This window comes from Embleya sp. NPDC055664 (assembly GCF_053618075.1).
In genome coordinates, this window is sequence record NZ_JBSHGZ010000021.1 from 69,087 (window position 1) to 83,655 (window position 14,569).

At 71.6% G+C, this 14,569-nt stretch carries 8 protein-coding genes and 2 pseudogenes; 4 read left to right on the forward strand and 6 right to left on the reverse strand.

The annotated features are described in order from the left end of the window. A partial coding sequence (locus ACWGR4_RS28920) for a tetratricopeptide repeat protein (RefSeq protein WP_452134266.1) occupies window positions 1-1,741 on the reverse strand: 1,741 nt, incomplete at its 3' end. Further along, window positions 1,738-2,148, reverse strand: coding sequence for a hypothetical protein (locus tag ACWGR4_RS28925; protein ID WP_452130382.1), 411 nt, complete (start codon window positions 2,146-2,148; stop codon window positions 1,738-1,740). The genes ACWGR4_RS28925 and ACWGR4_RS28920, both read right to left, overlap by 4 nt. 767 nt (window positions 2,149-2,915) lie before the next feature. Between ACWGR4_RS28925 and ACWGR4_RS28930 the strand changes: the two are divergent. Further along, window positions 2,916-3,209: pseudogene (locus ACWGR4_RS28930) on the forward strand (DNA cytosine methyltransferase); the annotation flags it as partial. Window positions 3,210-3,326: 117 nt separating this feature from the next. On the opposite strand, the pseudogene ACWGR4_RS28935 reads toward ACWGR4_RS28930, so the two are convergent. Next, window positions 3,327-3,955, reverse strand: a pseudogene (locus ACWGR4_RS28935) (DUF6000 family protein). A gap of 48 nt (window positions 3,956-4,003) precedes the next feature. Next, entirely contained in the window at window positions 4,004-6,043 is a 2,040-nt protein-coding gene (locus ACWGR4_RS28940; RefSeq protein WP_452130412.1) for a tyrosine-type recombinase/integrase, read from the reverse strand. Between the two features lie 1,158 nt (window positions 6,044-7,201). Here ACWGR4_RS28940 and ACWGR4_RS28945 point away from each other — a divergent pair. The 3 genes from ACWGR4_RS28945 (at window position 7,202) to ACWGR4_RS28955 (ending at window position 11,466) form a co-directional block, all read left to right on the forward strand. Beyond that, entirely contained in the window at window positions 7,202-7,822 is a 621-nt protein-coding gene (locus tag ACWGR4_RS28945; RefSeq protein ID WP_452130383.1) for a class I SAM-dependent methyltransferase, read from the forward strand. Then, window positions 7,819-8,835 carry an HNH endonuclease gene (locus ACWGR4_RS28950; RefSeq protein WP_452130384.1) on the forward strand — a complete coding sequence of 339 codons (1,017 nt, stop codon included), beginning with the start codon at window positions 7,819-7,821 and terminating at the stop codon, window positions 8,833-8,835. Before ACWGR4_RS28945 ends, ACWGR4_RS28950 begins: the two co-directional genes overlap by 4 nt. Window positions 8,836-10,272: 1,437 nt before the next feature. Further along, on the forward strand, window positions 10,273-11,466 hold the full coding sequence (locus ACWGR4_RS28955; protein ID WP_452130385.1) for a cell wall protein: 1,194 nt from the start codon (window positions 10,273-10,275) through the stop codon (window positions 11,464-11,466). A gap of 687 nt (window positions 11,467-12,153) precedes the next feature. Here ACWGR4_RS28955 and ACWGR4_RS28960 read toward each other — a convergent pair. Both ACWGR4_RS28960 and ACWGR4_RS28965 read right to left on the reverse strand, forming a co-directional pair. Next, on the reverse strand, window positions 12,154-12,609 hold the full coding sequence (locus ACWGR4_RS28960; RefSeq protein ID WP_452130413.1) for an NUDIX domain-containing protein: 456 nt from the start codon (window positions 12,607-12,609) through the stop codon (window positions 12,154-12,156). Between the two features lie 81 nt (window positions 12,610-12,690). Next, window positions 12,691-14,046, reverse strand: a complete 1,356-nt coding sequence (locus ACWGR4_RS28965) for a tetratricopeptide repeat protein (protein WP_452130386.1) — start codon at window positions 14,044-14,046, stop codon at window positions 12,691-12,693. Window positions 14,047-14,569: the final 523 nt, after the last annotated feature.

Below are 14,569 nucleotides of genomic sequence, written 5' to 3' on the forward strand. Positions count from 1 at the left end.
GCGCGAGGTTGTTGCGGGAGGTCATCGTGCCGGGGTGGTCGTTGCTCAGGACCCGCTCACGGTCGTTCACGGTGCGTTCGAGCAGCCGTGTGGCGCGGCCCAGGTCCCCCGCCGACATATAAGCGTTCGCGAGGTTGCTGCGGGACATCAGGGTGTTGGGGTGGTCGTCGCCCAGGACGCGCTGTCGGTCCTTCAGGGTGTGCTCGTGCAGCGCGATGGCGCGGCCGAGGTCCCCCGCCGACACATACGCGTTCGCGAGGTTGTCGCGGGAGTCCAACGTGTCGGGGTGGTCGTCGCCCAGGACCCGCTCCCGAGTGGTGAGGGCGCGTCGGAGAGCGTGGATGGTGGGGACCAGTGCACCTTGCCCCAGTTGGTAGGCCGCGGCGCGGTCGAGGGCGTGGGCGGTGTGGGCGGTGTCGTGGTCGGGGGTGTGGTGGCGGGTGAGGGCGTCGGTGTGGGGGAGGAGGGCTCGGCACCGGGGCCAGTTCCCGGGATGGTCGACGTCGGTGGGGAAGGTGTCCGCGAGGCGGGCGGCGGCTCGGTCGCGGGCGTGGTCGACGGCTTGGGGTCGGCGGTGGGGGTCGTGGGGGTCGGGGGTGCGGGCGAGGGCCTGGACGAGGCGGTGGACGGTCAGGGTGTCGTCGTGGTTGTCGGTGATCATGCTGTAGGCGACGAGCCGGCCGATCGCGGTGGCGAGTTCGGGGGGTTCGGCGAGGCCGTCCAGGAGGTCGCGGGGGATGCGGTCGGGGGCGTACCAGGCCAGGATCCGTAGGAGGTCCGCGGCGAGAGGGGTGTCGGCGAGTCGGTCCAGGGTCAGGTGCCAGATCCGGGCGACGGTGCGTTCGGCGTCGACGCCTTCGGCGCCGGCGGCGTAGGTCCGGGCGGGCCAGTCGCGGAGCATGTCGAGGTAGGCGCGGGGGGTGGTGCCGGTCTCGGCGCAGAACGCGGCCGCCTGTTCGACCCCGAGGGCCAGGTGCCCGAGTTCGTCGCAGACCCGGTCGGAGCCGTCGTGGTCGCGTGGGCCTTGGTGGTCGAGGATCCGGGTGAAGAGTTCGAGGGAGTCGGCGGGTTCGAACACGCCGAGTCGGATCGTGGTGGCGTTGCGGTGCCATCCGGTGGTGCGGCGGGTGGTGACCAGGACGCGGCCGGTGCCGGTGCCGGTGCGGTCGAGGAGGGCGGCGATGTGGTCGGGGTGTTCGACGTCGTCGAGCACGATCAGCCAGTCGCCGTGCGTGGCGAGCCAGTGCAGGGCGCGTTCGCCCTGTGTCTCGGTGGGCAGTTCGGTCAGGCCCGGTTGCAGGGCGCGGGCCAGGCCGGCCAGGCCGGCGTCGACGGCCGCACGACGGTCCGCGCTGATCCACCACCGCACCCCGGCGGACGCACGGTGCGCGGCCCAGTGCGCGGCCAGCGCCGACTTCCCGACCCCGCCCAGCCCGTGCACCGTCCGCAACACCACCCCGCCCGGGACGGCGAACGCCGCGTCCAACTCGTCCAGTTCGTTGCCGCGGCCGACGAACAGATCCATCCGGGGAATGTTCGACACGCCCCGGGCGGCTGCGTCGTCGGGGATCGGCGCGTACGCCTGGGCGGGCAGGGCGTGCTCGGCGAACACCACCGAGGAGTTGACGACGTCGCCACCCGCCGCGATCGATCCTCGGACCGCGGACACGCCCAGGGCCGAGGCCGGCCCCGGAACGGGTAGGTCCGCGGCGCGCCGCCACCACCGGCGCCCGTCCTTCACGGGCCGTGGTGTGCGCTCGCCCCGTCGATGTCCCCGCCGGCGGCGATCGACCCGCCGCTCGCGGAGATTCCCGGCCCGCCTGCTGCCGGCGTGCCCGACGGCGTGCCGGGCGCGGTGTCGCGCGCTCGCGCGTTGCGGATGTTCCCGCGCCCTGCGACCGAGCCGTCCCGCACCCGCACGGACTCCGGGGCGGACGGTGTCGGCGCCGGGCCGGGCGGCGGGTTCGTCGTCCTCAACTGCCACAGGGCCACGCCCAGCGCGGCGACCGCGACCACCGAACCGACCACCCCCGACACCTGACTCGACCGCTCCAGGTCCGCGGCCGACACCCAAGCCACCGACCCGACCGCCACCACGGCCCCGACAACGGCCAGCCCCCACCAACACACCTTCGTCAACCCCGTCATGAAACCATCGTGCACCCCGCCCCATGATCAAGTCACAGAGTCTGTGCGTTGGCCGGCGACCAAGACGAGGTGCGACGGACAGTCCCGCCTTCCCCCGACTCGCAGACGGCCCGGAAACCTCTCGCGTCCGGGGACGGCGGTCGAAGCAGGTCAACCAGGCACGGTGGGACAGGGTCGCCATTACGTTGAACACCAACAACTGCGTACCGAGTAGAGAACCATGGCCTGGTCCTTCAGCGGCCGATACACACCCGGCTGCACCCCCACCCACCGCACCGAGGCCAACTGCATGCGCCACGCCCTCGCCTGGCGAGCCCGCCTGCTCCACCACGACGACGACCCACCCCCGAAGCGAAGCGTGGCCGAGCCGCCCGCCGACCGCCCACCGACGAGAACACACCGCAACCGACCGGGCCGGCGACGCCGAACACCCGGCGCACCGACAACCGCACGCCCTCGCACACCCGGAGCCCCGTGATCCCCCGCCCCATCACCCCACGAACCCGCACACCCTCACATCTCCGGGCACCGCGCTGCCCCGGTCGCCACCATCCCGGCGAACACCCAGCACGCCCGCGATCGGAACCCTCGCGAAACCCGGCGGGCACCGCCCCGGACGGCATCCCGCCGGGCACGGGGCCGCGGATCGGAAGCATGTGCACCGGGTACGGCGGCCTGGACCTGGCCGTGCTCGACCTCCTCGGCGGCGAGGTGGCCTGGGTCGCGCCGACCACGACCCCGACGTGCGCGCCGTCCTGACCCACCACATGCCCGGCGTGCCCAACCTCGGCGACCTGCGCACCGTCGACTGGGACCACATCGCCGCCACCGCCCCCGTCGACGTGGTCACCGCCGGATGGCCCTGCCAGGACATCTCCCTCGTCGGCCCCGGAGGAGGCATCACCCATGGAACCCGCAGCGGCCTCTGGCACACCGTCATGGACGCAATTCGCCGTCTACGACCCGGCCTCGTCGTCCTGGAGAACGTTCCCGCCCTGCGGCACCGGGGCCTCGACACCGTCCTCGCCGACCTGGCCCAAGCACGGTACGACACGCAATGGACGAGCCTTTCGGCCTCCGACGTCGGCGCCCCACACCGCCGCACACGCCTGTTCCTCGCTTATCTGGACAACTTTGGGTCAACCGTCCCGGGATTTCGCTCGATCGGGTCCACCGGGTCAATCGCGCTTGAGCTCGCCCGGGCTGGGTGCGTACTGGTCGGCGAGGGCGCACATCTCTTCGATGTACCCCTTCAGCTTCGCGGGCTTGGAGGAGTGTTCGTTCGCCCAGCGTTCCCAGAGCCCGTCGGGCTCAAGGAAGCCTGCGGCGTGGTCGCTGCCCAAGACATCGTCGAGGTGAAGAAGCGCTCCGAGTGCCCAGGGCTGGTCGTACCGGCATTCGGGCCGTCTGAGGTAGTGATCCAGATAGGCCACCAGCAGAGCCGCGTCCTCGTCGGTTCCGAGCATGGCGAGCGCGATGCAGTAGCCCTGACAGGCGTAGGTCAGTTCGCTTGCCATGAGGAGCGCGCCGAGCGTTCGCGGAACTGCCCGCGGCGGTCCAGGCCGATCATCCAGCCCGCGACGATGCGCGGGCGCCAGTTGGGTTGGAGGAGGAACTCCAGCTCGGCGTCGGTGACCTGCCGCGCATCACGGCCGAGATCCTGGAGGAACTTGACGCGTTCCTGGGTCGGCAGGCGGACGAAGTTGCCGCCGAGCAGCTCCAGGTAGCGGCCGTGCTCGGCCTCGCCGATCACGAAGCGGCGGACGGTGTTGGTGCCGGGGTCGGGCATCGGCGGCGGGAGATCCATGGCCGCATCCTGGCCGGGGAATCGGCCATCGTCCAGGCGGTTTCCCTTTCACGGACCTTCCCCATCGGCGTCCACGGGCTCGCCGAGGTCGTCGAGGAGGTGGGTGATGCGCTCGGCGATGCGCTTGTGGCGTTCGACTTCGCGTCCCCAGCCGCGGTCTTCGGCGTCGGTGACCAGTTGTCGTTCGACGCAAAGGCGTTCGCGCAGGCGCGGAGCGTACTGGGGAGTGGTGACGAACTTCGCGCAGGTCAGGTAGAGGTCGCACTCGCAGGGGCCCTCTTGGGGCAGGCGCAGGCAGCGGCCGAGTTCGAGTTCGGTCTTGTAGAAGTTGGTCTTGAGCCAGTCCAGCGCGTCCTGATCGAGTTGGCCCGAGCGCAGGGTGTCGGCGAGCGGGCCGGCGATGACCGCGCCGGGCTGGAGGACGGCCTGGTAGTCGGCCAGCACGGTGGGGTCCGAGATGTGGGTGTAGGTCATCGACATGCCCGGGCTCTTGTGGCCGAGGACCTTCATGATGGTCTGCACCCGGGCGCCCTTCTCGGTGAGTTGGGTGCCCAGGGTGCGCCGGAACCGGTGCGGGTGGATCGCGGGCTTGCCGACGCCGTTGAGGATGCCCAACTCGTTGCAGATCCCGCGGAGCGGTCCGGCGAACAGGTAGTCGGGGTGAGCGACGCTGCCGTTGCGCAGGAACAGGTAGCGCACCGGACGCCCGAGGTCGGGATCGTGGATGGCCCGATCAGCTTGGGCCTGCCGCAGCGCGACCAGCGCTCGGATGGCGTCGGCGGCTTCCTCGTGGAGGGGAACGGTGCGTTCCTTCAGCGACTTGCCGGGCGCGAGCCGCAACCTGGGCGTGCCGTCCGGGTAGGCGTCGAGGCAGTCGAGATGGAGCTTGCGGATCTCCGTGCGTCGGGCACCGCTCCAGCGTGCGACCAGCAGCGCGCAGCGCTGCAGGGGGCACTCCAGCTCGCGGACGCGTTCCATGACCGGTCCGAGCTGGTCCTCGGGGATGAACCGGGGAACACGCTCAACGACGACCTCGGGATCACTCACCCGGGTGTAGACCTTCATCGAGTCCGGCGTCGCATGCCCGAGCCGGGTCATCAGCGTCAGCTCCCGCATGCCGCCCTCGAACATCCGGGTGGCGTGGGTGTGCCGCAGGCTGTGCGGCGTCAGCCACGCGTCCCGGACCCCGGCCCGTTCCGCGGTGCGGGCGAACATCCGAACCAGCGCGTCGTACCCCAGCGGCTCACCGCGGCGCTTGCCCCGGCCGCCGACCAGGAACACAAACGGGCTGTCCACGTCCGTCGGACGCTCGCGCATCACGTATGCGTTCAGCGCCGGCAGCGCACGGCCCTCCAGCAGGTCGACCACCCGGTCGCGGCGCGACTTCTGCTGCACCCCGCGGGGATGGTCGTCACGTTTGCGGACCGTCACCCGGCGCTGGCCATAGGAGACGTCCTCCAGCCGCAGCCCCAGCACTTCGCCAGGACGCAGTCCGCCTTCCCACATCAGCTCCAGCAAGGCTAGATCCCGGCGGGTCCGCAGCTCGCCCAGCAAGGCCCGGTAGACGCCATCCGGCATCGGCCGGGGCACCGGCTCGACCGTCTTGACACGCAACACCCGCCGCACCGGTTGCTGCCGACCGGAGTTCATCAGCGATGGTCGGTACCGGTCGGGCACCCGCGCCGCGGCCTGGTCGACCTTCTTTACGATCGGGTTGTCCCGGCCGGCGTACTTCTCGCTCGCGATCAGGAACTCGTAGAACGAGGACACCGCGGCCAACACCCGGTTGCATGTCTTCGCAGACAGCAGCCGTCCCTCGCTGGCCAGCACGCCCAGCTCCAACCGCTGAGCCCGCCGCGACGAGGAAGCCAGCCGCAGCCACTGCAGGAACTCCACCGCCCGTGCGGGCGTGAACTCGCCTGCCTCGATGCCGCGCTCCTCGCAGAATGTGTACAGCTTCAACAGGTCGTAGGCGTACGCCCGCACCGTCAACAACCGCAGACACTCCTCAACCTCGACAACTGGTTCACCGTCGGCGTTGACCAGCTGCACCTGCGGCCGGCCCGGCAGTGCATCGAGCACCTTCATCACTCGCACGGCCGGAACCTTACGTGCACGGAAGAGCGTTCACAGTCACCGATTCAGGTGAAGTGTCCAGATAACTTCGTGGCCTGGCCCACCCACCCCGCGCGCCCGCGACGGCAAGGGCCCCGTCGGGCGCAGACGCGACGCCCTCCCCGATGTCGTCCAGGCTCCGACACCGCCCACGGAGCACACCGACGGCGGTGCCCCGACGACCGGCTCCGACACGGCCGAGGCCGGGAGTACGGCGTCCGCACACGCCCGGCGGCGCCTTCTGCCCACGCCGATCGCCAGCGAGGGCACGAAAGGCTCATTCCGCCAACGCGGCGGCCTCACCAACTCCCTCACCCCCACACCCCCTCCGCGCCCCGCACCCGCCCCGCCCCGTCACGCAACCGGCCCGGCACAACACCGACGTCGACTGGGGTCCCTACGAACCCGCGATCCGCCACTGGGAAACCCTCCTCCACCGCCCCGCACCCCCACCCACCCGCCCCGGACCCCGAGGCAACCCCCAACTCACCCCCGAATTCGTCGAATGGCTCATGGGCCTCCAACCCGGGACACGTCACCCACACCCCCGGCCTGACCCGCGCCGCACAACTACGCATCCACGGCAACGGCGTCGTCCCCCACCAGGCACGCTGCGCCCTCCACCACCTCGCCTCGGACAACTACGCCAGCGGCACGGACAACCCCTGGCCACCGCCTTCGGAAACCATCGCGCGGCGGACGGATGAACGCCCGTGACGATGGGCGCCTCACGCGAGCGTTCACTGCGCACACGGACCGCCGGGCTCGCGGACGCCGGCACAGCGGGTGGAGCGAACGAACACGTCTCCGAGGGCCGGGGCGCTTGTCGTAGCGGCCATGGTTGTCCGCAGCCCCTCGTTGCCGGTCCTCCTCCACACCCGAGGGTCCACCGGCCGAGACCTCCGCACTACCGTCGAGAGCCGGGACGGGACCCCGAACATGCCGTTCGATCCGCCGCCTGCGCTGCGGGCATAGGACCACCGACCATAGGCAACCGGGCATCGAACCTCACCGCACACCCGCGAACACCGCGCCGGCACGCTCGACAGCACCGACAGAAGGCATTGTCGGTGCAATGCCGTAGCGTCTGTCCCCGGCCGAATCCGGCGCTGTCAGGGAGGATTGACGCGCATGCAGGCACCACCGCCCGGAACGGCGGGCTACGGACGCGACGTCGAGGCGTTGGCCCGCCGGTACGCGGGCATGTCGTTCGAGACCGTGCACGCCGCTCTCCTGCCGTGGCTGCCCACACGTTCGGGCTACGTTCTGGACATCGGCGCGGGAAGCGGGCGTGACGCCGCCGCGCTGGCTGCTCGCGGGCATCGGGTGGTGGCGGTCGAACCCACCGACGAACTGCGCGACATCGCTCGCCGCTCGCATCCCGAAGCGGGGATCGAGTGGGTCGACGACGCCCTGCCCGACCTGGCCACGGTGAGTGGACGATACGACTTGGTGTTGTTGTCGGCGGTGTGGATGCACCTGGACACGATCGAACGCGCCGAGGGAATGCGACGGGTGGCCCAACTGACCGCGCCCGGCGGGCACGTCGCGATGTCCGTCCGGCGAGGCCCCGTCCCCGAGGGACGGCGCATGTTCCCCGTTCCCGTCGGCGAGACGATCGCACTGGCCGGCCGGGCCGGGCTCGACCTGGTCCACCGCGGCGAGGAACCCGACCGCATGGACCGCGCGGACGTGCGCTGGGACACCCTCGTCTTCCGCGCGGCGCCCGACACCGCCGAGGAGAAGCGATGACGTCGGACTTCTACCGGAGCGAACCCACCGCCGTCACCTCGTGGCGGCTTGCGGTCCTGACCGGCGCGAACTCGCGCACGTACAAGTTCGCTCTGGGCGCCGTCCTGCTCGAACTCGCCGCGCAGGGCCGAACCGACGCGCCTCTGGACGAGGTCGCCGCACTGTACGCCATGGCCCTGGTGGCGCATCAGGCCCACGCCCCGCAGGCGCCCTCGACGTCCGTACTCCGGGAGACGGACTTCCTGGAGGTGGCCCGACGCGAGGCCACGGAGTCCACCGCCCTGGGACACCCCACCGAGCCGCTCCGACGCGCCGCGGTGAAGTCCATGCCGTCGATGGTCATGCGCAAGTTCCACAACCTGCCCGGCGACACCCCCACGGCCCACACCTTCTACGAGGTGACCGGCACCGCCCGCGCACGGATCGTGCGCCTGACTCCCGACCTCCTGCGCGTCGCCCTCTCCGAGCACGCCCCCGGCCTGCGTACCGAACTCGACGCGCGATGGAACATCGTGGCCCTGTCGTTCGCCGCAGGCATCGGCCGCAGCCTCGTCCACGAAGGCTTCGCCGTGGACGTGGACACGCACACCCTCGTCGACCGCCACCGCCGCCGGTCCGTCGCGGGCATCGCCGACGCCGTCATCGGCTTCCAACACGGCCGTTGCCTGATCTGCGAGCAGACCATCACCCCCGACGACCCGATCGCCGTCGACCACACCTTCGCGCACTCTCTCATGCGACGCCTGGGCGTCGTCTCCGGATGGCACGGCCCCGACCTGGACGCCGTCTGGAACCTCGCCCCCACCCACCGGGAATGCAACGCCGCCAAGAGCGACCGACCCCCCACCTCGGAACACCTGCACCGACTCGCCCGACGCAACGAGGCGATCATGCACTCGCCCCACCCACTCAAGACGACCCTCGCCCTCAGCCTGCAAGCCGCACGCATCACCGGCCCGGGCACCGACCGGTGGCCGCTGTTCCTGCGCCACGTGCAAAGCCTCTGCGGCTGACCTCCGACCACACCGGCACGGAAGCACCCGACGATCGGCCCCACCCGCCCCGGCCCGATCCGACGACGACGGAGATCGGCCCCGAACGTCGACGCCCCGCCGCACAGCACCGATCCTCGGAGCAGGACCCCGGCCGTCTTCACGGACACCGCCCCGGCCGGTATCGCGGACATCGGTTGAGGATTGCCAACTCCGCCCGCAACGGCGAGAGTTGTATCCGATCCGCCAGCGCACCGGCGGAGGATCCGGATCGTCCTCGGCACGTGGCATCGCATCACCGGGCCGACGGGGCACGCGCGTACGGCTTCGACGTGCGCCCCGGGCGCAGCCACTACCGGCGCCGGCTTGCGAACCCGTCACAAACCTGCGGGGCTGACAACCATCACGGCGGCTCTGGGCCGGACGCGGCGATGAACTCTGCCCTCTGCGGGGCGACTTCGCGGTTCGACACACTTCGTGGTGACCCTCCCGCGACGCCCGAGACACCAAGGCCCACCCCCACGCCGGGGCCGAACGCCCGCCCCAGGGCAACAAACCACACCCGTGCAGGGGCCCGTTTCTCGCAGTGGTCCCAACGACGCGCGTCTTCGGGGCGGGTCGCCCAACGATCCCCCGCCGCGGCGACGGCGAGCGAAGAGTGGAGGTACCGTCCCCACCCGCCGCCGCGGGCGCCGCACCCGGCGCGACGCGTCTCACGGGCGGGTCCGACGAAGACAAGGCGGATGCGACCCATGCACCACACCCCGCGACACCAGGCGTGAACATGCCCACCGCAGCGCGGGTTTCGAGGGATGCGGCGCCGCGGGGCTTCGGCGCACACGTCGCATCCCGCGCCCCCCCGGATCCGCCGTGACCTCCGCGCGTGGCGCGCACCGACGTCCCCTACACCGGCCGCCTCGACCCGTCTGATCAGCCGCGAGGCCGACGACACACCACCCTCGGCCATCCGGGCCCACCGGTCGAGCCAACCGTCTCGACCCCGCACACGCACAGACGCCGGGTGCCCACTCCCCCGCGACCGATCCGGCGCACAACTGCGCGAGCCGCGACCGGATCCCGCCCTGCCCCGCGCCCCGAAAGGACGAACACACCATGCGCCCGCCCTCCGCAAACCGGCCACCCGAGCCCGGTCCTCAAAGGGGCCTCGAAACCCGCGCACAGCCGCAGCGACCACGGCCCCTCGGCCCGCGAAATCCTGCGCGCCGGGCATCGTCCACCCCGCACCCCGCTCCCGGTGCGGTCGGGCACGGCCTCGGCCCGCGGCGTCCCGACACTCCGACAGCCCTCGCGAATACCCTTGCCGCCCGCGCCGCGTCGGCCGCGGACACCACGCCCCCCGTCAACCCGGAGCCGGCTCCCGGGCCCTCCCACGCGAGGCGCCGTCACGCGCTGCCGGCCACCGTCGTGCCCCTCGTCCGCTCGGCCCGTGCGCAGGAGGTGGAATCCACCGCCTCGCGTCGCGTCCGACCGCAGGCATGGCTGCGCGCCGTGGCCTGGCTGATCGCCACACGCTCGCACCCCAGGGCCGGAGCGACCACCGCCCGCGTCGCACGGGACCTGGCCGCCCGCATGGACCACCACGAGGGAACCGTGATCTACGGCCTCGACGCCACCGCCGAGCGCCTGCGACTGTCGCGCGCCACCGTCAAACGACACATCGCGATCCTGCGCGAACTCGGCGCCCTGGCCTGGCACATCCACGGATCCCGGCGCAACCTGCACAAACCCGAGCGCCGCTACACCGCCACCGGCACCGTCTACGCCGCCACCGTCCCACCCGCCTACGACCACGCCCACGGCCACCGCACCACCGGCACCGGCTACACCGCCCGCCTGATCGGCCTCACCCCAGCCGGCCGGGCCCGTATGGCCGCAGCGGTGAATGCGGCCATACGTTCGCGACGCGAGGCCACTCCCTCACCCCACCGGGGACGCGCGATCCCACCGCCGCCACGCCATGCGCCCCCTTCCCTGAACACACCCACTCCCCCGTTCGGGTCTCAGTCGATCAACGGGTTCAAGAACACACGCACGCCTCCCAACACGGCGACGACCGCAGCCCCGTCCACCACGACCGCGATCAATCACCCGGGGGTGGGTATCCGTTCGCCCCTGCAGGTCGCCCGCGACGTCCGCATCGCCGCCACCGTCCGTGCCCGGGTGACCTGGACCGCCCACGAAGCGCTGCGCCGCCTGGCCTGGGCCCTGCGACCCCTGATCGACCGCGGACTCGACGCCCCCCGCATCGCCGGCGAACTCACCGCATGGCACCTCGACGACTGGCGCCCCCGACACCCGGCAGCATTCATCACCGCACGACTGCGCCGCGAAGCCGCCCTCGACGCCCAGCGCGACACCGAACGGGCCGCGGCCGTCCACCCGACGAGCAACCCCGCATGGCGCGCATGCATGGAACGGCTGTTCCCCCCGTCCGCCGACCCGACGCACGCACCCGCGCGCACCACCGAAGCACGCCGCGCCGCCCGCGCCGCAGGACGCCACGACCTCGTCCGCGTCATCGAACACCTCCAACACGACTTCACCGACGCCCTGGACCTGTACGGAACCGACCTCACACGACGCGCCGGCAACCTCGCCGCCTCCACCACCATCCACTGGGGAATCGACTGACCCCCGGCCCCCGTGCTCGAAGCGACGGGACAGTCGCCACGCCCCGCGGTCCCGCAGTGGCAGGATCGAACGATGCGCACCGGCCGGATCCGGCTCGACGAGGACGTCCGCCGCGTGCTCCGCGCCGATCGGCTGTCGATCGCCGCCCTCGCCACCGTCACGAGCGGCGCCATTATCGGCCGCCACGGACCGCGCAGCGATCTCCCGGCACATCTCGCGTTCGTACTCCTCGCATCCGTCCTCGTGGTCTGCGACGCGCGGCTCATGCGACTGCCGAACGCCTTCTTCCATCCCGCATACCCGCTGGTGGCAGGCCTGTCGGTCATCCCCCTCGACACGGACGCCCACCGGCGGGCCGTATCGCCACGATCGCAACACACCTGCCCCCGGCACTCCTCCGCGCCGGGCCGGCCTCGGCAACGTCAAGGCCGGCGGCCCGGCAGGATTCGCCCTGGGATGGGTCCCACGGCTGTCATCGCGTGCGACGCGGTGAGCATGCTCGCATGTACTTGCCTGGGCACTTCGACGACGTGTAGGCCGACACCAGACGGCAAGCGGGAGGCAAGTGGTCACGTCCGGCAGGAGGTTGCCGTACGCGTGACCGCACAACGCGCAGTCGTCGACCCACCGCAGGCGCGGTGTCACGAGCGGGGCAGATGCAGCGGGGATGTTCGTCTTGTCGCTGCGTCAGCGACGGATCGGCTCCCAGCCGTGGAGAGTGGTGTCGGAGCCTTGGTGCAGGTATCCGTCGAGAGCACTGGCCGTGGTGGTGACGAAGTCTTTCGGGATGTCGTGGATGTCGGCCCAGCGAACGCGGTCGTGTTTGGTGGGCTCGGCGTTGACAGGCTCACCCGTCCAGGTATCGGTGGCGAAGACGATGGTGACGAAGCCGCCGGGACCCTCCACGCCCCACGCCGCGTGGATGACGTGCGCGACGCGCAGCGTGCCGGGGTCGACGATCAGGCCGGTCTCCTCGCGGAGTTCACGTACTGCGGTGGCGGTGATGGGCTCGCCCGGTTCGCTCTTGCCCACGGGCAGGTCCCACATCCCGGCGGCGAACTTCGCGTTCGGGCCGCGTCGGAGCAGGAGTACGCGTTCGGTGTCGCGGTCGTGGACGATGACGGCGGCCACCAGGAGGGTCATGGCGTCCGTGGCGGGTGCAAGGTTCGAGGTGCGGTCGGCGGGTCGGGCCACGACGGTCCTTTCGTCGGTGGAGCGCTGGTCTCATCCGAGGGCGTCGCGGATGCGCTGCTCGAGGTCTGCCGCGCCCGGTACGCCGCGTCCACGGTAGACCGCGAGGATCGGCCGCATCGCGGCAACGGCCTCGCGGGCACGGTCGGAGGCCATGCCTTCGGAGAGGGTCAACGCGTGCGTCCAGGCGTCGATGGCTTCGTCGGCGCGGGCCTGGGCGGCGAGGCTGTCGCCGAGGTCGGCGTGGGTGAGCACGTGGACGCGCCGGTACTTCGTGGGATCCCAGCGCAGGAGCGCTTCGCGGTGGAGGTGTTCGGTGCCGGTGTGGTCCGCGAGGCCGGTCAGGGTACGGGCGGTGTGGCTTGCGACGGTTCCGGCGGCGGGGCCGGTGGCCAGGGAGTAGCGGGCCTGTTCGTCACCGCCTCGGGTGAGCGCGTTCTCGGCTGCCAACAGGGCCTTGGCGGCAGCGGGCCGTTCGCCGGTGGCCGCGTAGGCGCGGGCGTGAGTGATCCGCAGAAGGGCCTCGGTGCGGCTGTCGACGTGGCCCAGACCTCGGGCGAGCGCGTGCTCGATGAGGTCTACGCAGTGGTGGGGTTGTCGCAGGCTCAGGGCCTGGTGGGCGAGGGCGCGCATCATCCAGGCGGCGTGGCCGTGCGGGTCGGCCTCGAACGCGAGTTGGTAGCCGATCTGATAGTACCGCTGGGAGGTGCCCTCGTGGCCGAGGTCGTGGTGCTTCCAGCCGGCGAGGTAGGCCAGCTCGGCGACCGCGCCGAACGCGGCCCGGCGGATCGCCTCGGTGGCGAAGCGCCCGCGCAGCATCGGCGCCGCCGTGTCGGCAAGGTAGGCGGTGACGGTGGTCAGGCCGTGTCCGCCGCCGAGGCGTTCGTCGGCGGCGCCGAACGCGGAGGTGATCTCGCGGACGACCTCGACCTCGACCGATCCGATCCGTGAGCTCCCGGTCCGGGCGCGCAGCAACCGGGCGACGGCCTCGTGGTCGTAACGCAAAGGCATCGCGACACCCGCCGTGGTGAAGGCTGCCACGGCCAGGAAACCGCGCCGATCGAGGTCGCTCCGGCCCAGTTCAATGGCATCCGAAACCGGGTCCGCGAGCGCCAACCGCAACGGTTCCCGGGCGGGCCGCAGGCCGATTTCGACGGGAGTCACCAGCCGTCCGGCGCGCCTGGAGAACGCTTCGGCGATGTGGTGGGCCGTGTGTCCGGAGGGTTGTGCGCCGTCGACCCAGTGCGCGACCGCCGACTTGTTCGTGCGCAGCGTCTCACCGCTTTCCGCGGCCACCTGCCGCACTGCTGCGGCAAGGGCCTCGTACGTCCAGCCGGTTGCCGTAATCGCCTCGCGCAGGAGGGAGTTGGGTGCTCTGTTCGCCGTCACGGATCCCCCGATCCGGAGCTGTAAACCCGATAAACCAGCCCGACCACTGCACACCGTACCGGCGACGCAACACAGCGGGTTCACTGTTCGACGAGGCCACCGTGGCATAGGGGGCCTCGTCACCCGCACCCACGTCGAGGAGCCGACATGGCCGCCCCTCTCCCCGGCCGCCGCCACGAGCGCCGGGTTCGCCGAATTCGCCACGCTCCGCGGCCGGCTTCGCGCCTCCCTCACGCCCCGCTGTCGACCCGGCTGCAGGTGCTGCCACAACGAGAGCGAGATCCCACCGCGCCTGACGCACACCGACCGCAACGTCCTACCCGGCCGCGTGCCGTGGACGCCGACGATCTCGTGCGGGCGATCGCGGGCTTGAGGACGGTCGGACTGCGCAGAGTGTTCCTCACCGGCGACGACCCGTCGCCGTCGAACCGACACTTCGGCCCGAACGTCGAGACGGCCCCCCACGATCCGGGCGCGTTCGTCCGTCGGGAGGCGCTCCCGCGCCTGCCATCACCACCGGCTC